We start from the raw sequence: 23,922 nt of genomic DNA, 5'->3' as shown, positions 1-23,922 counted from the left end.
GCAGCACTCACAAAACGCTCGTAGCGCTCCGTCCTGTGTAGACAGTCCATGCACATCAGCCCTGGTCCGAAGGGCTTTAAGGTCAACCGGCCGAGCCGTCAGCCGATGACCGCCGGGCGCAGGAGACGTCGGACCTCGCGTACGGCCGCACGACCTGCACGGTTCGCGCCGATGGTGCTCGCCGACGGACCGTAACCAACCAACTGGATCCGCGGATCCGCGACCACGCGGGTGCCGTCCATCGTGATCCCGCCACCCGGCGCCCGCAGCCGCAGCGGAGCGAGATGGTCCAGGGCCGCCCGGAACCCGGTGCACCAGAGGATCACGTCGGCGTGGACCGTACGACCGTCGGCCCAGACCGCCCCGTCCGGCGTGATCCGCTCGAACATCGGCAACCGGCGCAGGACGCCGCTCTCGCGCAGTTCGCGTACCCGGGGTGTGTCGACGAGGCCGGTCACACCGACCACGCTGCCCGGCGGGCGACCCGCGCGTACCGCCTCGTCCACCAGGGCCACCGCGGCCCGGCCGTGTTCCTCCCGGGTGAACTCGCCCTCCCGGAAGACCGGCGGCCGGCGGGTGACCCAGGTGGTACGGGCCACCTCGGAGATCTCGCCGAGCAGTTGTACCGCCGAGGTGCCGCCACCGACCACGAGCACGTGCCTACCGGCGAACTCGGCCGGTCCGCGGTAGTCGGCGGTGTGCAACTGCCGTCCCCGGAACAACTCCTGGCCGGGGTAGTGCGGCCAGAACGGCCGGGTCCAGGTGCCGGTCGCGTTGATCAGGGCGCGGGCTGTCCAGGTGGCGCTCGTACCCCCTTCGACCGGGGCGGCGACCACATCGAGGCGCCCGTCGGGCCGGTCGCGTACCGCGTCGACCCGTACCGGCCGGTGCACCGGAAGGCCGAACTCCCGCTCGTACGCCTCGAAATACTCGGCCACCACGTCGGCCGCCACCCGGCTCGGGTCGGGCGTTCCGAACGGCATGCCGGGCAGGTCGTTGATCCCGTGTACGCCGTCCAACCGCAGCGTCCGCCACCGGTGCCGCCACGCGCCGCCCGGCCCGTCGTCGCCGTCGAGCAGTACGTAGCCGGACTCGGGCTCGAACCCGGCCCGGTGCAGGAAGTAGCCGGCGGAGAGCCCGGCCTGACCGGCTCCGATCACCACGACGTCCACATCACGGCCATCCACGGCCGGTACAACCACCGGGACGGGTGGATCCGTACCGCCCGTGGGCGTCGGTCGGCTCACATCGCAGCGCGGTACGACAGGCCCGACATGGAGCCATAATCAGGAGGAAATGTCATCGGAACGGCTGAAAGGTTCCTATCCTGACGACATGGACAACACCAAACGCTACGGCGCGGAGTTCCTCGGCACCCTGCTGCTGGTCTTCTTCGGCGTCGGCAGCGTCATCGCCGCCCGCGTCGAGGGTGGCGTAGTCGTGGTGGCCCTGACCTTCGGCTTCATCCTGCTCGTCCTGACCTACATGCTGCTTCCGCTCTCCGGCTGCCACGTCAACCCGGCCGTCACGCTCGGCGCCCTGCTCACCGGTCGAATCTCGCTAGCCGGAGCGATCGGCTACTGGATCTCCCAACTGGTCGGCTCGGTGATCGGCGCACTCCTGCTCTGGATTCTGGTCAAGGGCGGCGACGTGGTCGACCAGAGCGGCGCGCTCGGCACCAACGGGTATGGCGCCAACATCAACCTCGGCGGCACGTTCCTGCTGGAAATCGTGCTCACCTTCCTGCTGGTCCTGGTCATCCTCACCGTGACCAGCCGGTACGAGCAGCGCGCCATCGCCGCGGTCGCGATCGGCCTCGCCATCGCCGCCTGCCACCTGGTGGGCGTCGCGCTGGACGGCACCTCGGTGAACCCGGCACGATCGTTCGGCCCGGCCCTGTTCGAGGGCGGCGCGGCCCTGTCCCAGCTCTGGGTCTTCATCGTGGCGCCGCTGATCGGCGGCATCCTCGCCGCCCTGGCCCTGCCGCTCACCCTGGGCCCCGACTGGCGCAGCCCGGCCCTCGCGCCGAGCCCCGGGCCCGGCGGCCCCGCCCCGGCCCCCGAACCACCGGGACCGCCCGCCGTCGCCTGAGGACGTCCGGCGCGGTCGACGGCCCGGGTATAGCGGGCCTCCACCCGCCTTCCCGATCTCGACCCACTGGAACCCCTTCCCGACCCTCGACCCACTGGAACCCTTCCCGATCTCGACCCACTGGAACGTGGAGACGGCGATCGATAGGCTGACGCCCAGTCGGTGGCGCCCGGATCGCCATCACGGTCCACGACGGGGCGGTCGGGATGGCATACGGACACCTGCGGCGGGCACTTCCGCTCCTGCTACTCGGCGCGACACTCGGGTTGACCGGCTGCACCGGGGTCGGGGTGGCCGACGCGCCGGACTCGGGCTCCGGGTCGTACCAGGTGTGGGGGCTGAACGAGACGTCGAGCGAACTCGGCGGGGCGAACCGGACCGTGGTGCTCAACGGCGATTTCGAAAACGACAGCAAAGCGTTCTTCGCCGTCGAGGGCGACTGGGACAAGAACGGGTTCACCCTGGACGAGGCGAGCGGCACGAAGGTCCGCGACCTGGCCGGCTCCCTTCCGGAACGCACCGGCGACCCGAACTGCGTACGACTGGTCCTGGTCGACGGCCGCCTCCTCGGCGACCAGGCCGTAGCAACCATCACCGTCGCCGAAGTCCCCGAAACCGGCCCAGTCAAAGCCACCCCCCTGCCCTAACCCCCCACGCCCACCTCTTCCCTCGCCGATCTTGCAGTTGTGGCGCCCAAATCAGGGCAGTTGTCCCGACTTGCGTACCACCACAAGTGCAAGATCGACGCGCTGTGGGGGTGGGGGTGGCTCGTCTAGAGTCGGCGGGTGGGGTGTTGGGGTGAGGGTTGGGAGGGGTGCTGGTGAGGGTGGTTGAGGGTGTTGAGGGTGTTGGGGTCGACGGGCCGTTGCACGACCGGTACGACGAGATACTCACCCCGGAGGCGCTCGGCTTCCTGGCCGAGTTGCACCGCGCCTTCGAGTCCCGGCGCCGGGACCTGCTGGCCCGCCGGGCGGCGCGGGAGGCGGTGCTGGCCGAGGGCGGGTTGTTCGACTTCCTGCCCGACACCGCGCACGTGCGCGAGGGCGACTGGCGGGTCGCCGAACCCGCACCCGGACTGGTCGACCGCAGGGTCGAGATCACCGGACCCACGGACGCGAAGATGACCATCAACGCCCTCAACTCCGGGGCGAAGGTCTGGCTCGCCGACCTGGAGGACGCGAACACCCCGGCCTGGGAAAACGTGATCGGCGGGCAACTCAACCTGCGGGACGCGATCGACCGTACGCTCGACTTCACCGGACCTACCGGCAAGCGTTACACGCTGCGCGACGGCGACCTGGCCACCATCGTCGTACGGCCGCGCGGCTGGCACCTGACCGAGAAGCACCTGCTGGTCGACGGCGAGCGGTTGGCCGGCGCCCTGGTCGACTTCGGCCTCTACTTCTTCCACTGCGCCCGACGGCAGCTCGACCGCGGTGCCGGGCCCTACTTCTACCTGCCCAAACTGGAGAGTCACCTCGAAGCGCGGCTCTGGAACGACGTCTTCGTGCTCGCGCAGCAACGCCTCGGCGTCCCGCGCGGCACGATCCGGGCAACGGTGCTGATCGAGACCTTCCCGGCCGCGTTCGAGATGGAGGAGATCCTCTACGAGCTGCGCGAGCACTCCGCCGGCCTGAACGCCGGCCGCTGGGACTACATGTTCAGCGTGGTCAAGAAGTTCCGCAGCCGGGGCGCGGACTTCCTGCTGCCCGACCGGAACACGGTGACGATGACCGCGCCGTTCATCCGGGCGTACACCGAACTGCTCGTCCGGACCTGTCACCGGCGCGGCGCGCACGCCATCGGCGGCATGGCCGCGTTCATCCCGAGCCGGCGCGACCCGCAGGTCAACGAGACCGCGCTGGCCAAGGTGCGCGAGGACAAGACGCGCGAGGCGGGCGACGGCTTCGACGGCTCCTGGGTGGCCCACCCGGACCTGGTGCCGCTCTGCCGGGAGATCTTCGACGCCCGCCTCGGCGACCGGCCGCACCAGCTCGACCGGGTCCGCGCCGACGTCACCGTCACCGCCACGCAACTGCTGGACGTACGGCACACGCCCGGCTCGCGTACGGAGGCGGGGCTGCGCAGCAACATCAGCGTCGGCATCCAGTACCTGGCGAGCTGGCTGGCCGGCACCGGTGCGGTGGCGATCAACAACCTGATGGAGGACGCGGCGACCGCCGAGATCTCCCGTTCCCAGGTGTGGCAGTGGCTGCACACCGGGGTGACCCTCGACGCCGGCAGCGGCGGGGAGGGCCCTGGCCCGCTGGTCACCCGTGAACTGGTCGAACGGATCGCCGACGAGGAGATCGCGGCGCTGGGCGGCGACCCCGGTCGGTACGCCGCCGCCCGTGCCCTCTTCCTGGAGGTGGCCGTCGCGGACGAGTTCGTCGACTTCCTCACCGTGCCGGCGTACGAGCGGATGCCCTGACCGGGGTGCCACCGTCACCGGTCAGTCCGTTGTGGACCGGTCCTTCCCGGCGTAGGCGGCCAGACCCTCGGCGGTCTGCCGGATGAACCGTCCGAGGAACCAGCGGTAGAACCAGCCGGTGCCGGGCACCTTCGCATGGAAGGTCGAGTGCCAGCGGATCGTGGTGCCCTCGGCGGTCGGCGTCAGGTCGACGTCGGCCCGGTAGTCCCGCAACGGCAGCCCGGACAGGAGTACGTAACTGAGCCGACGACCCGGCACCAGTTCCACGATCTCCTCCCGGCTGGTCATCGGCCCGGTACGGAACGCCCGGATCGCCCCCACCTGCTCGTGTGCGCCCGGCTCACCGGTACCGGTCCCGTCCAGTGCCGGCACCGCCCGTTCCAGCTCGAACGAGTCCAGCCCCGACCAGGTCGGCCAGGTGGCGCCGGCCCGGAGCAACTCGTACACCGTTTCCGCCGTGGCCCTCGACCGGGCCGTCACGTCGATATCCTGCCGTCCCATCCCACTCCCCCGTCCAACAAAAACCACATCCGTCGACCCAGGGTAAATCTTGGTCAGTCGATCTTTGACCGGCACTGATTTGCCCCGGATCGACGGCAACTCGGGTGTGGGTGGACGGATGAAATCAGGAGCGGGTGACGCGGAAGATGCGGCGGTTGTCGTCGGGGACGGTGTCGCGGTACATCTCGCCCTGTGGGCCGGCCGACCAGGTGTCGACGAGCCAGCGGGAAATGGTGCTGTCGTTGTTGTCCTCGGAGGACGGTGACTTGACCCCGAGGCGGTAGACCCGGGACTCACCGACGCCCAGGAAGCCCTTGTCGCACTTCGACCCGGCCGGGAACCCGTCCTGCCGCGACCGGAGCTGGTCGCAGCCGGCCCAGTCGCCGCCGTCGGCGGACATGCTCGCGGGCAGTTCGACGGTGAAGATCAGTCGGGCGACCGGGAACGGTCCGTTGTTCCGGATGGTGACCACCAGCTCGCCGTGGCGTACGCCGTTCACGGGCCGGTCGAGCGTGAGGCCGGGGGTCTGCGGCACCAGGTCGGTGAAGTCCCGCGCCGGGTTGTAGCCGGCCGGCGGCTTCGTGGCGGTTTTCGCCGGACGGCTCGGCGTGCGGGTCGCCGGCTTCGTCGGCTTGCCGGTGGGCGCCGCCGTGGCGGGCGATGTGGTGGACGGTGTGGTGGGCGTGCCGGTGATCGCGGTCGTGGTCGGTACGGCCCCGCCGCCGGTGCCTCCGGTGCCACCGGTGGCCGGTTCGGGCGCGCTCTCGCAGCCGGCTCCGGCCAGCAGCAGTACGCCGCCCAGCCCGAGCGTCACCACCGCGACCCTCCATCGTCCGCCGGTCCCCCGTGCTCGGTGCATCGTTCCTCCTCGTCATGGGCCGGTTCCCGGCCGTACCCGTTACACGGGCGACCTATCACGGCGGTTGCGTCGGCTCGCCGACAGCGCAAACCAGATAGTTCCCACTATTAGCCCATTTGAGTCAGATATCCGACTGCGCCGGCTCGGTCCCGGGCGCACGGTGGAGAAGCACCGATGACCTCGGACATCGCCTCTGAACTGGGCAAACGGGGTTCCGGAGCCGATCATCGGAGGGGTTGCCCCATGCCGCTCGTGCGATTCGACACCGATCCGGTCCAGCGCCCCGCCGGGCTCGTACCCCCGATACCGGACCTCACCGGCGTCACCGAGATACGGCTGCACGGCGTCGGCGGGACCACCCCGCAGGACCTGCTCGGCGACGACGCCCCGTTGCAGGTCTCCGGTGACCGCATCGCCGGCTTCTACCGCAGCGCCGACGTCGCCGGGCGGCACGTCGAGGCGTACTCGTGGGGCGGGATGACCTCACGGGCCGGCTCCCGGGTGCTGTGGCTGCTGCTGTTCCCGTTCGCCTTGGCCAACGTCGCCGGCTGGATGTGCAGCCCGCGGACGTACGCCTCCGGGTGGCGGTTCCGGCTGCACCGGACGGCAGCCCGCTGGGCGGCACTGTTCCTCACCCTCAACCTGCTGCTCATCAGCGTGATCACCGCACTGGAGCTGCTCGCGTACCAGTGCGGGGGTCGGGCCCGGTGCGCCGAGCAGAGCTGGCTGCTGCGTCCGCTGCGCGACCCACTGCTCGCCGAATTTCCGGGCCGGCGGCTGCTGCTCGGCGCGCTGGTGCCGCTCGCCCTCGTCGCCCTGCTGGCGGTGCTGACCCTGCGGTCGGTCGGCCGCTACGAGGCGGTCAGCCCACCGCTGCGGGTCCTCGCGACGCAGTCGACGCGCAGCGCCGCGCAACCCGGGGTGGGCCTGTCCGATCCGAGCTTCTGGGCCGGCCGGCGCAGCACGCTCGACCTGGGCCAGTTGCACCTCGGCGCGGGACTCGGGTTCGTCGGGCTCAGCCTCGCGCACACCGTCCACGCCACCTCGTCGGTGGCCGGGGCACCGGTGACCGCCGGTTGGCTGCACGCGAGTGTGCTGCTGGTCGGCGGCGGGTTGCTGCTCGCCGTACTGGTCCTCACCGCGCTCGACGCGTGCCCGGCCGGCAGTGCCCGAGGGGTGCTCGCGGTGGGCGCGGCCACGCTGGTCGGCGCCGGCTGGTTCGCCGCGATCCAACCCGGGTACGCCCAACCGTTCGGCTACCTGCCAGGCATCCCGCTGGTGTCCAACCTGACGCTCGGCGCTGTGTTCGTCAGCCTGCTGCTGGTGCTGGTGGCGGCCCTGTGCGGCGGCTGGCACCGGGGGACGTTTGTCGTCTTCGGCCCGTTCGTGGCGCAGGTCCTCGGCGTCTTCGCGCTCAACGTCGTCCTGCTCGGTGCGATGTCGCGCTTCGCCGACCTGGTGGCGGAGGTGTCGTCGCGGAGCACGCTGCCGTCCGCGCCGACCACCGGGGCGGAGGTGTACATCTATCCGATCGTCGGCAAGTTGGTCAACTACCTGACGCTGGTGCCGCTGGCGCTGATCCTGCTCTTCGTCCTGTACGAGCTGGGCGTCTACTGGCGGGCGGGGACGGACCGGGCGACGGTGGACCGGATCCGCGGGTGGTACCGGGCCAACGTGGCCGAGCCCACCGACGAAAGACGCTGGCAGTACGACGCGGCCGGCGGCGGCATGTCCACATCGGACGTACTGGCGCCCTCGCCGGACGGACGGGCCTGGGCAGCGCGGGTGGCACGGGCCCGACGGTTCGCCCGGATGGCGCACGACCTGGACAAACTGATGACCCTGATGGCGGTGGCGGTGACCGCGGTGGTGATCGCGATCCAGGTGCGGTACGTGGTCTACGGCAAGCTGCCCTGGGGCACCCAGTGGACCTACACCCTGGGCAGTTACCTCGCGTCCGGCATCCCGCTGGCGGTCATCGTGCTGCTGCGCCGAGGCTGGCGCAACCTGGCGAGTCGACGACGGATCGGCGTGCTCTGGGACGTGATGACGTTCTGGCCGCGCGCGTACCACCCGCTGGCCCCGCCGTCGTACGCGGAGCGGGCGGTGCCGGAGGTGCAGCGGCGGCTGTGGCGGATCCACGACCGGGGCGGGCGGGTGGTGGTCACCGCGCACAGCCAGGGCACCGTGATCGCCGCCGCCGCGCTGTTGCAGCCGCACAGCCGGCCGGACGACGACGTGGTGGGGCTGGTGACCTTCGGGTCGCCGCTGCGCACCCTGTACGGCTGGGCGTTTCCGGCGTACTTCGGCGACGCCGTGCTGCGCCAGCTCTCCCCCTCGGAGCGTACGGCGGCAGCGGCCGTGCACGAGTGGCGGAACTTCTACTACCTGACCGACTACATCGGCGGCCCCGTACTCGCTGCCGATGCCGGCGCCCCGGCCGACCGGGGCGGTCCCGACGAGAGGGTGGACGTGGAACTGCCGGATCCACCGTCGAGCTGGCACATCTACGGTCAGCCGGAGCCGGCCGCCGGGCGGCACTCCGGTTACTGGGCCGACCCGGCGGTCTGGCTGACCGTGGACCGGCTGGCGAGCGAACTCGCGACGACCACCACCACCGTGCCACTGCCCCGGTCGCGACCCGAGGACTCGACGCGGCTCAGACCAGTTCCGCGTCGTGCACCAACAGCGCGACCTGCACCCGGTTGTTGAGTTCGAGCTTCGCCAGCAGCCGGGAGACGTACGCCTTGACGGTGGCCACGCTCATGTAGAGCGCGGCGGAGATCTCGGCGTTCGAGCAGCCCCGCCCGAGCGCCAGCGCCACCTCGCGTTCCCGCTCGCTGAGTCCGGCGAGCTGCCGCAGCGCCCGGTCCCGCCGGGAGTCCGTACCGGCCCGCCCACCCGCGGTCGGCGGGGCACCGGCGGCATCGGGTCCGGGGCCGGTCGCGTACGCGATCAGCCGGCGGGTGACGGCCGGCGACAGGGTGGCTTCACCGGCCGCCACCCGCCGCACCGCTCGGACGATCTCGGCCGGTGGGGTGTCCTTGAGCAGGAAGCCGCTGGCACCCGCGCGCAGTGCCCGGAGCACGTGCTCGTCGGCGTCGAAGGTGGTGAGCACCAGCACCTCGGGCGGATCGGGCGCCTGCCGGAGCGCCTCGGTGGCGGCCAGCCCGTCGACCCTGGGCATCCGGATGTCCATCAGCACCACGTCCGGCGCGTACGCGGACACCGCGGCGGCGACCTCGCCGCCGTCGGCCACCTCGCCGACCACCCGAAGGTCCTCCGCCCCGCCGAGGATCATCGACAGCCCGGCCCGGACCAGCGCGTCGTCGTCGACCAGCAGGACCCGGATCACCCCGCCGGCCGCCGTCGAACCGCCCGCGGCAGTCGAACCGCCCGCGGCAGTCGAACCGCCCGCGGCAGTCGAATCGTCACCCACGCCGGGCCCGGTTGATCTCTCGGTCACGCCGACCACGGTAGCCAGGCCGCCAGTCGGAAGTCGCCGGTCTCGGTCCGGCCGTGCTCCAGCCGGCCGCCGGCCAGGCTGGTCCGCTCGGCGAGCCCGACCAGACCGGTGCCGGTGCCGGGGATCCGCTGCGCGGGCACCTGCCCGACCGGCCACCGGTTGCTGACCTCGACGCTGAGTCCGGTGCCGGGAGCGCCGACCACGGTGACCGTCACGGCCGCCCCGAGCGCGTGTTTACGGGCGTTGGTCAGCCCCTCCTGCACGATCCGGTACGCGTTGCGCCCGATCCCCGCGGGCACCGCCTCCGGCCGGTCGATCCGCTCCCGGATGCTCACCCGCATCCCCGCCCGCCGGGACTCCTCGGCGAGCACGGCCAGGTCCGCCAGGGTTGGCTGGGGTCGTTCCGGCCCCTCACCGGTGTTCTCCTCGCGGAGCACCCCGATCACCTCACGCAGGTCCTGCAGGGCCAGGTGGGCGTTGTCCCGGATCACCCCGGCGGCTCGGGCCACCTCGTCCGGTGCCGCGTCCGGGCGGAACTCCAACGCCCCGGCGTGCAGGCTGAGCAGCGAGATCCGGTGCGCGAGTACGTCGTGCATCTCCCGGGCGATCCGGGTCCGTTCCAGGTGTCGGGCCTGGGCGACCCGCAGCTGCTGCTCGGCCTCGGCCCGGTACGCCCGTTCCCGCAGCGAGACGACAAGCTGGCGGCGGGCCCGGACGACCATGGCCCAGAGCACCACCGAGGCCATGATCGCGATCGTCAGGGCGATCGAGACCGTCAGGCCGATGGTCGGGTCGGGACGCAGCCAGCAGAAGAGGAACGCGGCGAGCAGGTGCAGGCCGATGATCGGTGCGGCGATCTTGAGCGGCCGGTGCACCACCACCGTGAAGAGCAGGCTCAGGATGAGCACCCCGGACGGGGGTGAGATCAGGCTCAGCGGCAGGCCGGCCAGGGCCAGCTGGACCGGCCAGCGGCGGCGTACCCAGAGCACTCCGCAGAGGGCGAAGCTCAGCCAGCCGTCCAGGGTGAGTACCCACTCCGGGATGGTGCCGCCCAGCGGGCCGGGCTGGTCCCGTTGGTGCAGGTCCCAGGAGACCATGATCGCGAAACCGGCGGCGATCAGGAAGCAGAGCGAGTCGACGATCCAGTCACGGGTGGTACGCCTCGGCTGCCGTCCGGCCCGGTCCGGCGTCGCGGTCAGGGCGGACGGCAGCAGCCAGGCGTTCTCCGAAGCCGCGATACCGGTCACGCACCCATGTTACGAACTGTCACCGCCCACCGACAGCGACCAAAGTCGAGGCCGGACCGTAGACCAAGGTCGCGCGAACGCGACCGACGGCCGCAGCGGTGGGCGGCTCCGCGCCGCCACGCTGGTCACATGATTGCGGTCAACCATCTGAGCAAACGGTACGGCGGGCACCCCGCCGTCAACGACGTGACGTTCCAGTGCGAACCGGGCACCATCACCGGCTTCCTCGGCCCGAACGGCGCCGGCAAGTCCACCACCATGCGGATGATCTGTGGCCTGACCCCGCCCTCGGCCGGCACCGCGACCGTCAACGGGGTCCGCTACCAGGACCTGCCGAACCCGGGTCGGGAGATCGGCATCCTGCTGGACGCCTCCGCCCAGCACGCCGGGCGTACCGGCCGGGAGGCGCTGACCCTGGCCGCGATGACCATGGGCGTCGACCGGCGGCGGGTCGGCGAGACCCTGGAGCGGGTCGGGCTGAACGCGGTGGCGGCGAAACGACGCGTACGGGCGTACTCGCTCGGTATGCGGCAGCGGCTCGGCCTGGCGCAGGCGCTGCTGGGCGAGCCCCGGGTGTTGATCCTCGACGAGCCGGCGAACGGGCTGGACCCGGAGGGCATCTTCTGGATGCGCGGCCTGCTGCGCGACTTCGCCGACCGGGGCGGCACGGTGCTGCTCTCCTCGCACCTGCTACGCGAGGTGGAGGCGTGGCGGACCGGCTGGTGGTGATCGGGGGTGGCCGGGTCGTCGCCGAGGGCAGCAAGGACGAGTTGCTGGCCGGGACCGGCACCGTGGTCCGGGCGGTCGACCCGCAGACGCTGCGTACGGCCCTGCAACGGGCCGGGTTGTCCGCCACCACCAGCACCGACGGTGGACTGCTGGTCCAGGCGGAGCCGGTGGCGGTGGGACGGGTAGCGGCCGATGCCGGTGTCGTGCTGATCGAGCTGCGGTCGGCCGAGAGCAATGGCCTGGAACAGATCTTCCTCACCCTGACCGCGGGCGACTCCGTACGGGAGGCAGTCAAATGACCACCACGACCATCAGCCCGACCACCTCGCCGGCCGGACCGGCGTCCCAACCCTCGTTGCGCCGCCCCGGGTTGGCCCGGCTCACCGCGGTCGAGCTGCGCAAGCTGGCCGACACCCGGGCCGGCTACTGGTTGCTGATCGTGATCGCGCTGGCCGCGGCGGCGATCGTCACGGTGCAACTCTTCGTCATGCCGGACGAGGACCAGACCTTCACCAACTTCTTCGTCCCGTCGCTGCTCCCGGTCGGCATCCTGCTGCCCGTGCTCGGCATCCTGCTGGTGACCGGCGAGTGGTCGCAGCGCACCGCGATGACCACGTTCGCCCTGGTGCCCCGGCGGCACCGGGTGCTGGCGGCGAAGCTGCTCGCGGCGAGCGTCGCCGCGCTCGTCTCCGTGCTGGCCAGCCTGGCGGTGGCGGCGATCGGCACCGCACTGGCCGGGGCACTCGGCGGGGCCGGCACCTGGTCGTTCGAACCGGTCATGATCGCGTACGCCGCGGTGTTCCAGGTCGTCAACGTGGCGATGGGCGTCGCGTTCGGCATGCTGTTCCTGAACACCCCGCTGGCGATCGTGCTCTACCTGCTGCTGCCGACCCTCTGGTCGATCCTGGGCGAGATGATCAGCGGGTTGCGCCGGGCGGCGGAGTGGCTCGACCTCAGTGTCACCTCGATGCCGTTGACGACATCAGAGGTGACCGCCGGGCAGTGGGGCCGGCTGGCCGTCTCGGTGGCACTCTGGGTGCTGCTCCCGCTGGTCGCCGGGCTGGTCCGGATCGTCCGCCGCGAGGTCTCGTAGATGTCGCCGCCCGAGCCGGCGCCGGGGGCGCCACCCGAGCCCGCCCCGACAGCCCCACCCGACGAGCGGGTGGTGGCCGAGCCGGGCTGGGAGCGGCTGCTGATCTGGATCCTGTTCCCGCTGCTGGGCGCAGGTGCGATCGCCGGGCTGCACGCGCTCACCGACTGGTTCGTGAAGCTGCCGTGGGCACCGGTGAAGATCGCGGCGAAGTTCGTCGACGATCTGCCCGATCCTGCGGCGACCCTCGGTGCCATCGCGATCGGCGTGGTGGCCGGGCTGATCGTCGCGGTGACGGCCGTACACGAGCAGCTCGTGGTGACCGTCGGCGCCGACCGGGTCACCCTGGCCCGGCGCGACGGCACCGTACGGCAGGTCGACGGGAAAGCGGTGGATCTGGTCTTCCTCGACGGCAAGCACCTGGTGCTGCTCGACGCGGCCGGCGCCGAGCTGGCCCGGGAGAAGTCCGACCTGAAGGGTGAGCTGCTGCGGGAGGCGTTCGAGGCGCAGGGCTACCGCTGGGTGGACGAGGATCCGCACCGGGCCGAGTACCGGCTCTGGGTGGCGCCGGTGGCCGACCTGCCCGACGGCGTGAACGTCCTGCTCACCGCCAGACAGAAGGCCCTCAAGGACGGCAAGACCGACTACGCCGCCCGGATCCGTACCGAACTCGCCCACCTAGGTTTCGTCATCCGCGACGAGAAGAAACACCAACACTGGCGCCGCCCCACCCCCTGACCCCCGGCCGACCGACCCCCGCCGCGCCGGGCCCGACCGAACCACCCCGTCGATCATGAAGTTAGCGACGCGATCCGAGCCGATCGCCGTACCTAGCTTCATGATCAACGGGGGCTGGTCTGGGGGGTGGACCAGGTGGGTTGGGAGGCGGGGAGGGGGGTTGGGGGGTGGGTGGGGGTGGGTTGGATTTGCCAGGGGAGGGGTTCGCCCAGTAGGCGGGTGGCGGTCAGGGTGGAATCGGTGCGGGTGACGGAGAAGCGGGCGGCTTCGGTGCCGTCGGGGGCGGGGATGGAGACCGTGACGTCGGCGCCGTCGGGGAGCTGGTAGACGGCCAGGGTCACGTTGTCGGCGTACGGGTAGTCGGGGCGGTCCTCGACGGCGCCGAGCGGCAGCACCGTACCGGGGCGGACCAGGACCGGCACCCGGTCGAAGCCGACCGACTCCCGGACCCACTGCGGACCGGTGATCTCCGCCCCGGTCATCAGATCGGTCCAGGTGCCCGCCGGCACGTAGTAGTCGACCGTGCCGTCCACGTCGAACACCGGCGCGACCAGCAGGCTGTCGCCGAGCAGGTACTGCCGGTCCAGGTACGCCACCGCCGGATCGTCCGGGAACTCGGCCACCAGCGGCCGGAGCACCGGCATCCCCTCCCGGTGCGCGATCACCGCCTGCCCGAACAGGTACGGCATCAGCCGCGCCTTGAGCCGGGTGAAGATCCGCAGTACGTCGACCGCCTCCTCGTCGAAGTCCCACGGCACCCGGTAACTCTGGCTGCCGTGCAACCTGCTGTGCGTGGAGAGCAGCCCGAACGGCACCCAGCGCTTGAACAGGGCCGGATCCGGCTTGCCCTCGAAGCCGCCGATGTCATGGCTCCAGTAGCCGAAGCCGGACATCGCCAGCGACAGGCCGCCGCGCAGCGTTTCCGCCATCGACGCCGGGGTGGATTCGCTGTCGCCGCCCCAGTGCACCGGGAACTGCTGGCCACCGGCGGTAGCGGACCGGGCGAACAGCACCGCCTCGCCCTCGCCCCGGTGCTCGCGCAGCAGGTCGAAGACGACCTGGTTGTAGAGCTGGGTGTAGTAGTTGTGCATCCGCTCCGGGTCGGAGCCGTCGTGCCACACCACCTCGGTCGGGATCCGCTCGCCGAAGTCGGTCTTGAACGCGTCCACGCCCATGTCCAGCAGGACCCGCAGCTTGTCGGCGTACCAGCGGCGGGCGTCGGGGTTGGTGAAGTCGACCAGGGCCATGCCGGCCTGCCACTGGTCCCACTGCCAGACGTCCCCGTCGGCGGTCTTGACCAGGTAGCCGTGCTCCATGCCCTCGGCGAACAGCGCCGAACGCTGTGCGATGTACGGGTTGAGCCAGACGCAGATCTTCAGGTTGCGTTCCCGCAGCCGCTTCAGCATGCCGACCGGATCGGGGAAGACCTCCGGGTCCCACTCGAAGTCGGACCAGTGGAACTCGCGCATCCAGAAGCAGTCGAAGTGGAAGACCGACAGTGGCAGGTCCCGGTCGGCCATCCCGCTGACGAACTTGTTCACCGTCTCCTCGTCGTACGAGGTGGTGAAGGAGGTGCTCAGCCAGAGGCCGAACGACCAGGCCGGCGGCAGGGCCGGGCGGCCGGTGAGCGCGGTGTACTTGCGCAGGATCTCCCGTGGGGTGGGGCCGTAGATGACCAGGTACTCCATCGACTGCCCGGCGACGCTGAACGACACCTTCGACACCGCCTCGGCGGCCACCTCGAACGAGACCCGGCCGGGGTGGTTGACGAAGACGCCGTAACCGGCGGTGGTCAGGTAGAACGGCACGTTCTTGTACGCGTGCTCGCTGCTGGTGCCGCCGTCCTCCTGCCAGATGTCGACCGTCTGGCCGTTCTTCACCAGCGGGCCGAACCGCTCGCCGAGTCCGTACACGGTTTCGCCGACGCCGAGCAGGAGCTGCTCACGGACGTACGAGCCGTCGTCGGTGTCGAGGGCGGCCATGCTCTTGTAACCGCTGCTGGTCAGCACCCGGTCGTCGGCGACGAAGTCGAGACACCAGTCGTCACCGCGGTGGAACCGGGCGGTGAGCGCGCCGGAGGTGATGGAGGCGAAGTCGGTGCCGTCGCTGGTGTGGACCTCGGTGTCCGGGTCGGTGGTGAGGCTGAACTCCGGCCGCCGGGGCCGCTCCCCCAGCAGGTGTGCGACCTTGACCGCGATCACGTCCGGCGCGGGCGAGGTGCACCGTACGGTGATCAGCGGCTGGTTGAGGGTGTCGCCCCGGTTCAGGATCTTCTTCGTCGGGGCGTACACGGTGAGCGCGGCGGGCTCCACCGCGACGTCGCGTACCTGCATCGGGTAGAGCGGGTGTACGCCGTCGCGCATCCGCCAGTAACCGTTGCTGAACTTCATCTCGGGTCCTATCCGGTTGATGCGTTACTTGACCGCGCCGGCCATCACGCCGCGGGTCAGGGTGCGCTGGAAGATGAGGAAGAACAGCACCGCCGGCACGATGCCCAGTAGGGCGGAGGCGCTGGTTGTGGTGGCGTCCATCATCCGGTCGCCCTGGAGCACGCCGAGGGCGACCGGAACGGTCTGGTTGTCGTTGGAGATCAGGAAGATCAGCGGCAGGAAGAACTCGTTCCAGGTCCAGATGAAGAAGAAGGTGAACAGCACCGAGAGGGTGGGCCAGTTGGTCGGGACCACCACCCGCCAGAGCACCCGCCACTTGCCGGCGCCGTCGAGTGCTGCGGCCTCCAGCAGTTGCCGGGGGAAGTCGCGGAAGACCGAGGAGAGCAGGTAGGTGCCGAACGCGGCCTGGATCGCGGTCAGGATGATGATCACCGCGAGCCGGGTGTTGTAGAGACCGACCAGCTTGGACAGGTAGTACAGCGGGTAGACCAGCGCCTCCTGCGGCAGCAGGTTGGCCAGCAGGAAGAACATCAGGAAGGCCAGCCGGCCGCGCAGGCGGCCGATGCCGATCGCGTACGCGTTGAGCACCGAGATGACGATCGCCAGTACGGCGACGGATGCGCTGATCAGGAAGCTGTTCCAGAGTTTCTCGCCGAAGTCGACCCGGTACCAGAAGTCGACGATGCCCTGGAGATGGAGGCCGCCGGGCAGGGAGAGCGGACCGTTCGAGGCGTACTCGGCCGGGGTCTTGAACGCATTCAGCGCGACCACCAGGAACGGTGCCAGCACCAGCAGGGTGAAGGCGGTCAGCACGACCAGCACGACCGGGCGGGTGAGCCAACCCGGTCGGCGACTCTGTTTCACGGTAGAAGCCATCGTCAGCTCCCGTCCCGGCGCTCGTCGCGCGTCTGGAGGCGCAGGAAGACGTACGTCAGCGCCACGATGATGACGGTCAGTACGGTGGCTATCGCCGAACCGTAGCCGGCGTTCGCCTTCTCGAAGAAGTTCTGGTACGCGAAGTACGACGGGACCAGCGTCGAGTTGCCCGGCCCGCCCCTGGTCAGCACGAAGATCTGCCCGAAGATCTTCAACGCGGCGATGGTGGTGGTGACCAGCACGACGTAGATCTCCGGCTTGATCAGGTGCACCGCGATCCGGGTGAACCGCTGCCACCAGCCGGCCCCGTCGAGGTCGGCGGCCTCGTACAGCTCGGGGTCGACGCGTTGCAGCCCGGACATGAACATCACGATCGGGTAGCCGAGCTGGAACCAGACCATGACCGCCATGACGCTCCAGAGCGCGTACTTCGGGTCGCCGAGCCAGTTGTGGGCCAGCGAGCCGAGCCCGATCCGGTCCAGGATCTGGTTGAGCGCGCCGTAGCCGGGATGCAGGATCCAGCCCCAGACGATGCCGGTGACCGCCACCGGCAGCACCTGCGGCAGGTAGAGCCCGGACCGGAACACGCTGGCCGTACGCGGGCCGATCCGCTTGGCCACGTAGTCGAACAGGACCGCGGCGAGGAAGAGCCCGAGCAGGGTGGGCAGCACCGCCATGGCCAGGATGATGAAGATGATGTTGCGGAACGAGGTCCAGAAGTTGGCGTCGTGCAGCAGCCGGTCGTAGTTCTCCAGGCCGATCCACTCCGGGGTGCCGATCCCCTGCCACCGGGTGAAGCTGATCCCGATGTTCATCAGCAGCGGCACCACGATGACGGCCAGGAAGAGCAGCAGCCCCGGGATCAGGAAGACCAGGTAGCCGCGGTCGGTACGGGACCGCCGCGCCCGGTCCCGCCGCGACCGACCCCGCCCGGCCGCCGCCGGACGTGCGCGGGTGAGCGTGTTAACCATTGGTGCCTCCACGGTTGGAGGGCGGCCCGCGCCGGGAACCCGTGGTCCCCGGCGCGGGAGCGCGGTCACTTGCCGATGCTGGCCAGGTTGTCGTTGTACGGCTTGGCGATCTCGTCGAGCACCTGCTCCGGCTTCTTGCTGCCGTTGATCAGGTTCTGCATGCCGGCGACCAGTACGTCGTAGTAGCCGGGTGCCGGCCAGTCCGGGTAGAACGCGAGGCCGTCGGAGCTGTTGAGCTTGTTGAAGTTCTCGATCAGCTCCTTGGCCTTCGGGTTGCTGATCGCCGCCGGGTCGGCCGCGAGCGGTACGCCGCCGGAGTTGCCGAGCAGGTTCTGGATCTCCGGCTTCATGGTGATGTCGATGAAGTCGTACGCGAGCTGCTTGTTCTTGGAACTCGTCGGCACCACCCAGAGGTTGCCGCCGGAGCCGGGCTGGAGGGTGTTGCCGGGGAACAGGAAGGTGCCCCACTTGAAGTTCTTGATCTCGTCGCTGAACCGGCCGAACCACCAGCTACCGGAGATGAGGATCGGGTACTTGCCCTGGCTGAACGCCACCCCCATGTCCTCGGCCTTGATGCCGGCCGAGTCCTTGCCGAGGTAGCCCTTCCTGACCCAATCGGCGAAGGTGTTCGCGCCGTACGTCAGCTCCGGGCCGGTGAAGTTCACCTTGTTCTTGTAGAGCTGGTAGTCGTCCACGAAGGACCGGTTTGCTTTCGACAGGGCCAGCTCGTAGAAGATCTGCTGGGCCGGGTATTCGGCACCGCCGACGGAGAGCGGTGTGACCTTGTTCTGCACGAAGGTGTCCATCACCGACTCGAACTCGGCGAGCGTGGTCGGCACCTTGAGCTGGTACTTGTCGAACAGGTCCTGGTTGTAATAGACCATCACGTACTCGCCGTAGTTCGGCACGCCGTACCATTTGTCGCCGCCCATGATGCCGGCCTGGTCGTACTTGGAGGTGGTGGCGACGCTGGGCGAGATCGCCTTATCCCAGCCGCGCTTGCCGGCCTCGGCGGTCAGGTCGGTCAGCAGCCCCTGCTTGGAGAGCAGCCCGGCGCTGGCGTTGCCCTTGTTGTACTCCAGGATGTCCGGGCCCTGGTCGGAGTTGAGGATCATGCCGGCGTTCTGCCGGATCTGCTCGAAGCCCTTCTCCTCGTAGGTCACCTTGACCCCGGGGTGGCTCGCCTCGAACTGCTTGATCGCCTCGGCCCAGGCCAGGCCCATGGCGCTGTTCGCGCCCTCGAAGTGCCAGAGCCGCAGGGACTTGCCGTCGCCGCTGTCGTCGGCGTCGGCGCCGCAGGCGGACAGCCCCAGGGCCGCCACCGCGACCAGTGCGGTCGCGACCGCACCCGTCTTCCTCGTCGCGCCCGTCTTGCTCGATCGATTCACTTCCGGCCTCCTGGATGGAGCGGTCCCGCCGGCAGCGGTGGGATGGGTGGGTTCGCTGCCCGGCGATGGTGGGGGTGTCTGGGTGATCGGTTCGGTCCGCAGTGGTACGCCCGGCGTCAGGGGGCCTCGGTGCCGATGGGGGGACGCGCCCCGCCGGCCGGCCGCGGTCCGGTGCTCTCGCGGACGACCAGCTTGCAGGGCAACAGTTTCTGCACGAGCGGACCGGACCGCCCGTCGAGTGAGTCGATCAGGGTCTGTACGCCCAGCCGCCCGAGTTCGGCGCTGGGCGGGTGGAACGTGGTCAGCGGCGGGTACGTCATCTCGGCGACCCGCTCGGAGGAGGCGACGGAGAGGATCGAGTAGTCCTCGGGCACCCTCGCGCCCTGCTCGGCGATGGCAGCCAGCACGCCCGCGCTGGCCCGCTCGTTCATCACCACCAGCCCGGTCAGGTCGGGCTCCCGCTCGACGAGTTCCCGCCACAGCCGCCGACCGGCCGCCGGTGAGTCCGCGCAGCACCGGCTGACCTGGCGTACGCCGAGTTCTTCCGCGGTACGGGCGAAGCTCTCCGCAGCCCGTACGGAGGGGCCGTAGCCGGCGTCGAACGAGCGCTGGGAGTGGTTGACGAAGCCGATCGTGGTGTGGCCGAGGCCGGCGAGGTGCCGTACCGCGTCGCGGGTGGTCTGTTCGAAGTCGATGTCGGCGTAGCTGTCGTCGGCGCAGTCGGCGGTGCGACCGATCATGCAGAACGGCACCCCGGTACGCCGGAGCAGGTCGATCCGCTCGTCGGCCAGGTGCACCTCCATGATCACCACCCCGTCGACCAGACCGTCGCGGGTCAGCCGGGTGAGCAACTCGGTGTCGTCCACCGGGGTGGACCAGAGCACCAGGTGGTAGCCGTTCTCGCTGGCTGTCTCGGCCGCGCTGGAGACGAACTCCATCTCGGTGATGCCCAGCCCGCGTTCCAGCGCCGGGAAGATCAGCGCGATGTTGCGGCTGCGCTTGCTGGCCAGCCCCCGGGCCAGGGCGTTGGGTCGGTAGTCCAACTCGTCCATGGCCCGGCGGATCCGGGCGGCGGTCTCCTTGCCGACCGGCCGGGTGCCGTTCAGCGCGTACGACACCGTGCTGACGGCCACGCCCGCGCGCCGGGCCACGTCGTACATCGAGGCGATGACGCACCTCCCGGGTGAGGAAAACGCTGCGGTACGTCAGCGCTGGTCAGGGGTTGTCGAAGCGGTTAGTCGAAGCGGTTCGACTAACCGCTTCGACAGGAAAGTTACGAGCGCGTCCGAGCCGTGTCAATGGCATGACCGGGAAATTTCCGCGGAGTAACGACGGGCCGGTCCCGCGGCCCAGCGCGGCGAGCACCGGGGTGAGCCGGCACGGCTACCGTGCGCGAACGGGAGACGACGGCCGGGCCCGGCCGTGTCGCCAGGCAGGCGACGACGCACGGGCGTTGCTACTGTCGGTCCAGTTGATCAGGTCAGGGCCACGGTGACGTGGCCGCTTCGGACGCTGGAGGAGTCCAGGGGTGTTCACGCTCGTACCGGCCGCGGTGCTCGACGAATGGAAGCGCCTCGCGGCACAGGTGCGCGACGTGTTGTCCGAGGCGGGACTCCCGGTCGCCGACGAGGGCGACGACGGTTACTTCGCCGGGGTGACGGTGGACGTGGATCCGGGCGACGACGAGGCCGGCGGTGTCTTCGTACTCTGGCGACCGCACCGGCGCCTGGGCAACGCGGTGGTGGTGTGCGTGACCGAGCAACGGATGGACGACCCCGTACTGCGCCACTTCGGTGCCATCGCCGAGTCCATGCGCCAGGCGATCTGGTCCATCCTCGACTCGGCCGGTTTCACCGTGACCGACCCGCACACCGACTACCGGCCGCTGCAACTACAGGTCGTCGGCGGCCCCGGCGATCCACCCCCCGCCGACCCCTCGCCGTAGTCCCGTCCGCACTCAGGCGAGCAGACGCAGGGACGTCTCCCAGAGCCGGTCGGCGTTGGCACGGTCGAGCACGTACGGCGCCACGCCGCTCAGGTCCGGGCTCCGCCGGGTGACCAGCGACGCCTCGTTGCAGTTCTCGAAGTAGCGGCCGCCGATGCCGTCGAGCAGCGGCGAGGTGGCCAGCAGCACCGAGGTCGCCGCACCCTGCTCCGGCGACTTGATCCGGTCGGCGGGCGTGCTCAGCCGGCCACCGACGTGGCGCTGGAGATTGGTCTCGATCGCGCCGGGGCTCAGCGCGTTCGCGGTGATGCCGGCGTCGCCCCAGCGCCCGGTGACGCCGACCGCGAACAGGATGTTCGCCGACTTGGACTGCCCGTACGCCAACCAGGGGTCGTAGCTGCGGAAGGCGAACTGAAGGTCGTCGAAGATCACCGGCGAGAGCATGTGCGCGCTGGAGCTGACCGAGACGATCCGGGCACCGCCGGCCGAGGCGAGCGCGTCGTAGAGCCCGAAGGCGAGGGCGAAGTGACCCAGGTGGTTGGTGGCGAACTGGATCTCCCACCCGTCGGAGGTGCGCTGCTCCGGGGAGGCCATGATGCCGGCGTTGTTGACCAGCACGTGCAGCGGCCCGTCCCAGGCGTGGACGAAGGCGGACACCGAGGCGCGGTCGGCCAGGTCCAGCACGGCCACCCGTACGTTCTTGTTGCCGGTGGTACCGGTGATGTCGGCGGCGGTCCGCGCCCCCGCGTCGGTGTTGCGTACGGCGAGCGTGACCTCGGCACCGATGGCCGCCAGCGCCCGCGCGGTCTCCACCCCGATGCCGGACGCACCGCCCGTGACGATCACCCGGCGCCCGGACAGGTCGATCCCCTCCGCCACCTCGGCGGCGGTCGAGGAGAAGCCGAACGGCGTCTCGATACGGGTCATTTCCGTATGCTGCCCCAGCCAACCCGGGACTGCGGCGGAACGGGACAAACCACCACCGCTGTTTCCGGCGGCCGGGCTCCGCACCGCCCGGCGCCCCGGCCTGTCAGGCGTCGCCGAGCCGGGCCGGGAAACCACCGGTGGCCAGCGGCCCCCAGCTCTCGATCGTCACCCGGATCAGCGACTTGCCCTGCGTACGCATCGCCTGCCGGTACTCGTCCCAGTCCGGGTGCTCACCGGAGATGCACCGGAAGTAGTCGACCAGCGGCTCCAGCGCCTCCGGCAGGTCGAGCACCTCGGCGGTGCCGTCGACCTGCACCCAGGGCCCGTTCCAGTCGTCCGACAGCACGCAGACCGACACCCGCGGATCACGCCGGATGTTGGCCGCCTTGGCACGCTCGGGATAGGTCGAGATGACGATCCGGCCGGACGTGTCGACGCCGCAGGCCACCGGCGACGACTGCGGGCGGCCGTCGGCCCGGGTGGTGAGCAGGACGGCCCGGTGGCGCGGGGCGAGGAACTCGGTCAACTGTTCACGGTCGACCCGGGTGTTGGTCGCGATGGTACGGGGCATGCCACCCACCATAGGTCGCCACCGGCGGCGGGGCGCCGGGCGGCCCCCGTACCCCGGGCGGCGACGCACGGTCCGCGACCACCGTGGGATCACCGGCCCGCGACGACCGCTTCGGTGATCCCACGGTGAGTACGGCCAGGTGCCCGGCACCGTCACGGCCCCCGAACCACGGGTGCCGGGAACCTGGACGCCGCCGTGGGAGAGCTACCCCCCGTTGTGTAGCTCTCCGCTGTCGGCGACCCGTTGACAATGCGGCAGCCCGAGACCGCCGGGCAAGGACACACCGTTTATCCATTGCATGATCGTGCAATGCGGCGCACCGCTCTTCCCCGGCGGTTGACGTGATGGTGTGCTGTGTACGGGGCGAGCGGGGGGTCCGCTCCGGAACGGTCGACGGGAGGATCGGGTGCCCGAATCCACCGACACGATTCCGCGTCTCACCCGGTGGGGAGTGTCACCGGACGCGGATCTCATCTACCGCGCGCTGACCATGATGGGCGGTCGCAAGGACACCGAACTGAGCCGGGAACTCGGCCTGCCCCGATCCCGCGTGGTCGCCGCCCTGGACGAGTTGGCGGCCGTACGGGCGGCCCAACCGACCCGCTCGGCCACGATCCGCCCCGGTGTCGCCCGGCGCTGGGATCCGTGCCCGGTGCCGCAGGTGCTGCGGTACCTGCGCCGGCCGGTGGTGCCCGGCAGTCAGCGGGATCGCTGGCGGCAGCACTTCGGCACGCTCGACGGGCTGGACCTGCCGACGCTCGACGAGTCCCGGATCCGGCACTGGACCAGCCGCTCGCTCGCCCGTCGGCGGATCGCCCACCTCGGCGCCGCCGAACGGCACGAGCACCTGGCCATCAACACCGAGGAGGTGATCACCGCCGACGCGACCGCGGCGGCGCTTCCGGTCGACCGTGGCCTGGTCGAACGGGGTATCCAGATTCGCATCCTCGGTCGGCCACCCGGTGACGGCGACCGCACCACCGCACACCTGGCCCAGGTGGGCGGCGTGGGTATGACCTACCGGGAACTGCCCGACCTGCCCATAAAACTGATTGTCTTCGACCGCCGCGTCGCGCTCTTTCCGGCCGACCCGCTGAACTTCGAAGCCGGTGTCGTCGAGGTCGACGATGCACCGGTGGTACAGGCACTCTGCGGACTCTTCGACCGGTTGTGGACGCAGGGACGCGATCCGCACCGACAGGGGGTACCGCCCATCACACTCACGCCCCGGGAGCAGGCGCTCGTCGCGCTCCTGTCCGCCGGACACACGGACGTGTCCGCCGCCAACGAGCTGAAACTGAGCGTACGGACGGTGGCGTACACGATGCGGGAGCTGATGGACCGGCTCGGCGTGGAGAACCGGTTCCAACTCGCGCTCCTGCTCGGTGCCGCCGGTGCCGCTCCCCTACCGATGTCCCGAACCGCCGTGCCCCGACCACCCGAACAACCAGACAAGGAAGACGGATGAAACGCCTCAGGGCCCATGTCACTCCGATCCGGACCGCCTTCGCCGCCGCGGTGCTCGTCGGCATCGTCGCCACCGGGGCTGCCCCGGCCGCCGCTGCCGTCCCTGAGGACCCGCCGGGCGCGTGCGCCTCCTGCTTCACCGACCCGGACGAGCGTCCCATGGTCATCACGCCCCAGGCGCCGCGACCGGTCCCGCCGAACCAGCCGTAGCCCCCACGCCCGTAGTCCACATCGG

General features: G+C 70.4%; 21 protein-coding genes and 1 pseudogene. 10 read left to right on the top strand and 12 right to left on the bottom strand.

Annotation, left to right across the window (positions count from 1 at the left end; translation table 11 throughout):
• Nucleotides 1-98: 98 nt before the first annotated feature.
• Nucleotides 99-1,187, bottom strand: coding sequence for an NAD(P)-binding domain-containing protein (locus tag AB0J90_RS06075; protein WP_363592673.1), 1,089 nt, complete (start codon nucleotides 1,185-1,187; stop codon nucleotides 99-101).
• Nucleotides 1,188-1,335: 148 nt separating this feature from the next.
• On the opposite strand from AB0J90_RS06075, the gene AB0J90_RS06070 reads away from it, so the two are divergent.
• The 3 genes from AB0J90_RS06070 to aceB all read left to right on the top strand — a co-directional run bounded on the left by AB0J90_RS06070 (nucleotide 1,336) and on the right by aceB (nucleotide 4,522).
• Nucleotides 1,336-2,091 (top strand): aquaporin, encoded by a 756-nt coding sequence (locus AB0J90_RS06070; protein WP_363592671.1) that lies wholly within the window; start codon nucleotides 1,336-1,338, stop codon nucleotides 2,089-2,091.
• 206 nt (nucleotides 2,092-2,297) lie between these two features.
• Entirely contained in the window at nucleotides 2,298-2,738 is a 441-nt protein-coding gene (locus AB0J90_RS06065; RefSeq protein WP_363592669.1) for a hypothetical protein, read from the top strand.
• Nucleotides 2,739-2,917: 179 nt separating this feature from the next.
• Nucleotides 2,918-4,522, top strand: a complete 1,605-nt coding sequence (aceB, locus tag AB0J90_RS06060; RefSeq protein WP_363592667.1) for a malate synthase A — start codon at nucleotides 2,918-2,920, stop codon at nucleotides 4,520-4,522.
• 21 nt (nucleotides 4,523-4,543) lie between these two features.
• Here aceB and AB0J90_RS06055 read toward each other — a convergent pair whose 3' ends face one another.
• Nucleotides 4,544-5,023: an SRPBCC family protein gene (locus AB0J90_RS06055; RefSeq protein ID WP_363592665.1), complete on the bottom strand. Its 480-nt coding sequence runs from the start codon at nucleotides 5,021-5,023 to the stop codon at nucleotides 4,544-4,546.
• A gap of 124 nt (nucleotides 5,024-5,147) precedes the next feature.
• Nucleotides 5,148-5,882 (bottom strand): hypothetical protein, encoded by a 735-nt coding sequence (locus AB0J90_RS06050; protein WP_363592663.1) that lies wholly within the window; start codon nucleotides 5,880-5,882, stop codon nucleotides 5,148-5,150.
• Nucleotides 5,883-6,125: 243 nt separating this feature from the next.
• Here AB0J90_RS06050 and AB0J90_RS06045 point away from each other — a divergent pair, with 243 nt between their 5' ends.
• Nucleotides 6,126-8,594 carry a hypothetical protein gene (locus tag AB0J90_RS06045; RefSeq protein WP_363592661.1) on the top strand — a complete coding sequence of 823 codons (2,469 nt, stop codon included), beginning with the start codon at nucleotides 6,126-6,128 and terminating at the stop codon, nucleotides 8,592-8,594.
• On the opposite strand, the gene AB0J90_RS06040 is transcribed toward AB0J90_RS06045, so the two are convergent.
• Both AB0J90_RS06040 and AB0J90_RS06035 read right to left on the bottom strand, forming a co-directional pair.
• The gene (locus tag AB0J90_RS06040; protein WP_363592953.1) at nucleotides 8,542-9,366 is read right to left on the bottom strand and encodes a response regulator transcription factor; all 825 of its coding nucleotides are present in this window, start codon (nucleotides 9,364-9,366) and stop codon (nucleotides 8,542-8,544) included. The two genes, AB0J90_RS06045 and AB0J90_RS06040, sit on opposite strands and share 53 nt — an antisense overlap.
• The gene (locus AB0J90_RS06035) at nucleotides 9,345-10,595 is read right to left on the bottom strand and encodes a histidine kinase (protein ID WP_363592659.1); all 1,251 of its coding nucleotides are present in this window, start codon (nucleotides 10,593-10,595) and stop codon (nucleotides 9,345-9,347) included. Before AB0J90_RS06035 ends, AB0J90_RS06040 begins: the two co-directional genes overlap by 22 nt.
• 129 nt (nucleotides 10,596-10,724) lie before the next feature.
• Between AB0J90_RS06035 and AB0J90_RS06030 the strand changes: the two are divergent.
• The 3 genes and pseudogenes from AB0J90_RS06030 (at nucleotide 10,725) to AB0J90_RS06020 (ending at nucleotide 13,152) form a co-directional block, all read left to right on the top strand.
• Nucleotides 10,725-11,623: pseudogene (locus AB0J90_RS06030) on the top strand (ATP-binding cassette domain-containing protein).
• Nucleotides 11,620-12,417 (top strand): ABC transporter permease, encoded by a 798-nt coding sequence (locus AB0J90_RS06025; RefSeq protein WP_363592657.1) that lies wholly within the window; start codon nucleotides 11,620-11,622, stop codon nucleotides 12,415-12,417. The pseudogene AB0J90_RS06030 and the gene AB0J90_RS06025 overlap by 4 nt, the downstream one beginning before the upstream one ends.
• Entirely contained in the window at nucleotides 12,418-13,152 is a 735-nt protein-coding gene (locus AB0J90_RS06020) for a hypothetical protein (RefSeq protein ID WP_363592655.1), read from the top strand. It abuts the gene before it with no gap.
• A gap of 104 nt (nucleotides 13,153-13,256) precedes the next feature.
• Here the strand turns inward: AB0J90_RS06020 and yicI are convergent, their stop codons facing one another.
• The 5 genes from yicI to AB0J90_RS05995 form a co-directional block, all read right to left on the bottom strand.
• On the bottom strand, nucleotides 13,257-15,542 hold the full coding sequence (gene yicI, locus AB0J90_RS06015; RefSeq protein WP_363592653.1) for an alpha-xylosidase: 2,286 nt from the start codon (nucleotides 15,540-15,542) through the stop codon (nucleotides 13,257-13,259).
• Nucleotides 15,543-15,566: 24 nt separating this feature from the next.
• Entirely contained in the window at nucleotides 15,567-16,418 is an 852-nt protein-coding gene (locus AB0J90_RS06010; protein WP_363592651.1) for a carbohydrate ABC transporter permease, read from the bottom strand.
• Between the two features lie 2 nt (nucleotides 16,419-16,420).
• Complete coding sequence (locus AB0J90_RS06005) at nucleotides 16,421-17,389, bottom strand: sugar ABC transporter permease (protein ID WP_363592649.1); 969 nt, start codon at nucleotides 17,387-17,389, stop codon at nucleotides 16,421-16,423.
• 65 nt (nucleotides 17,390-17,454) lie between these two features.
• Nucleotides 17,455-18,777: an extracellular solute-binding protein gene (locus tag AB0J90_RS06000; RefSeq protein WP_363592647.1), complete on the bottom strand. Its 1,323-nt coding sequence runs from the start codon at nucleotides 18,775-18,777 to the stop codon at nucleotides 17,455-17,457.
• 116 nt (nucleotides 18,778-18,893) lie between these two features.
• The gene (locus AB0J90_RS05995; RefSeq protein ID WP_363592645.1) at nucleotides 18,894-19,937 is read right to left on the bottom strand and encodes a LacI family DNA-binding transcriptional regulator; all 1,044 of its coding nucleotides are present in this window, start codon (nucleotides 19,935-19,937) and stop codon (nucleotides 18,894-18,896) included.
• Between the two features lie 368 nt (nucleotides 19,938-20,305).
• Between AB0J90_RS05995 and AB0J90_RS05990 the strand changes: the two genes are divergently transcribed.
• Complete coding sequence (locus AB0J90_RS05990; protein ID WP_363592643.1) at nucleotides 20,306-20,722, top strand: hypothetical protein; 417 nt, start codon at nucleotides 20,306-20,308, stop codon at nucleotides 20,720-20,722.
• Between the two features lie 12 nt (nucleotides 20,723-20,734).
• On the opposite strand, the gene AB0J90_RS05985 is transcribed toward AB0J90_RS05990, so the two are convergent.
• The gene (locus AB0J90_RS05985; RefSeq protein ID WP_363592641.1) at nucleotides 20,735-21,649 is read right to left on the bottom strand and encodes an SDR family NAD(P)-dependent oxidoreductase; all 915 of its coding nucleotides are present in this window, start codon (nucleotides 21,647-21,649) and stop codon (nucleotides 20,735-20,737) included.
• A gap of 103 nt (nucleotides 21,650-21,752) precedes the next feature.
• Nucleotides 21,753-22,220 (bottom strand): PPOX class F420-dependent oxidoreductase, encoded by a 468-nt coding sequence (locus AB0J90_RS05980; protein WP_363592639.1) that lies wholly within the window; start codon nucleotides 22,218-22,220, stop codon nucleotides 21,753-21,755.
• Nucleotides 22,221-22,626: 406 nt separating this feature from the next.
• Between AB0J90_RS05980 and AB0J90_RS05975 the strand changes: the two genes are divergently transcribed.
• Both AB0J90_RS05975 and AB0J90_RS05970 read left to right on the top strand, forming a co-directional pair.
• Nucleotides 22,627-23,688 (top strand): LuxR C-terminal-related transcriptional regulator, encoded by a 1,062-nt coding sequence (locus AB0J90_RS05975; RefSeq protein ID WP_363592637.1) that lies wholly within the window; start codon nucleotides 22,627-22,629, stop codon nucleotides 23,686-23,688.
• Nucleotides 23,685-23,897, top strand: coding sequence for a hypothetical protein (locus AB0J90_RS05970; protein WP_363592635.1), 213 nt, complete (start codon nucleotides 23,685-23,687; stop codon nucleotides 23,895-23,897). Before AB0J90_RS05975 ends, AB0J90_RS05970 begins: the two co-directional genes overlap by 4 nt.
• Nucleotides 23,898-23,922 lie beyond the last annotated feature (25 nt).

The sequence above is a fragment of the Micromonospora sp. NPDC049523 genome (assembly GCF_040676775.1).
Taxonomy (GTDB): domain Bacteria; phylum Actinomycetota; class Actinomycetes; order Mycobacteriales; family Micromonosporaceae; genus Micromonospora_G.
The sequence above is the reverse complement of the archived record's forward strand: the minus strand, read 5'-3'. Positions and strand labels throughout refer to the sequence as shown.

Coding starts and splice junctions, on each gene's coding strand:
- AB0J90_RS06070 (WP_363592671.1), top strand. CDS start 1,336: ATGGACAACACCAAACGCTACGGCGCGGAGTTCCTCGGCACCCTGCTG.
- AB0J90_RS06065 (WP_363592669.1), top strand. CDS start 2,298: ATGGCATACGGACACCTGCGGCGGGCACTTCCGCTCCTGCTACTCGGC.
- AB0J90_RS06055 (WP_363592665.1), bottom strand. CDS start 5,023: ATGGGACGGCAGGATATCGACGTGACGGCCCGGTCGAGGGCCACGGCG.
- AB0J90_RS06050 (WP_363592663.1), bottom strand. CDS start 5,882: ATGCACCGAGCACGGGGGACCGGCGGACGATGGAGGGTCGCGGTGGTG.
- AB0J90_RS06045 (WP_363592661.1), top strand. CDS start 6,126: ATGCCGCTCGTGCGATTCGACACCGATCCGGTCCAGCGCCCCGCCGGG.
- AB0J90_RS06025 (WP_363592657.1), top strand. CDS start 11,620: ATGACCACCACGACCATCAGCCCGACCACCTCGCCGGCCGGACCGGCG.
- AB0J90_RS06020 (WP_363592655.1), top strand. CDS start 12,418: ATGTCGCCGCCCGAGCCGGCGCCGGGGGCGCCACCCGAGCCCGCCCCG.
- yicI (WP_363592653.1), bottom strand. CDS start 15,542: ATGAAGTTCAGCAACGGTTACTGGCGGATGCGCGACGGCGTACACCCG.
- AB0J90_RS06010 (WP_363592651.1), bottom strand. CDS start 16,418: ATGGCTTCTACCGTGAAACAGAGTCGCCGACCGGGTTGGCTCACCCGC.
- AB0J90_RS06005 (WP_363592649.1), bottom strand. CDS start 17,389: ATGGTTAACACGCTCACCCGCGCACGTCCGGCGGCGGCCGGGCGGGGT.
- AB0J90_RS05995 (WP_363592645.1), bottom strand. CDS start 19,937: ATGTACGACGTGGCCCGGCGCGCGGGCGTGGCCGTCAGCACGGTGTCG.
- AB0J90_RS05985 (WP_363592641.1), bottom strand. CDS start 21,649: ATGACCCGTATCGAGACGCCGTTCGGCTTCTCCTCGACCGCCGCCGAG.
- AB0J90_RS05980 (WP_363592639.1), bottom strand. CDS start 22,220: ATGCCCCGTACCATCGCGACCAACACCCGGGTCGACCGTGAACAGTTG.
- AB0J90_RS05970 (WP_363592635.1), top strand. CDS start 23,685: ATGAAACGCCTCAGGGCCCATGTCACTCCGATCCGGACCGCCTTCGCC.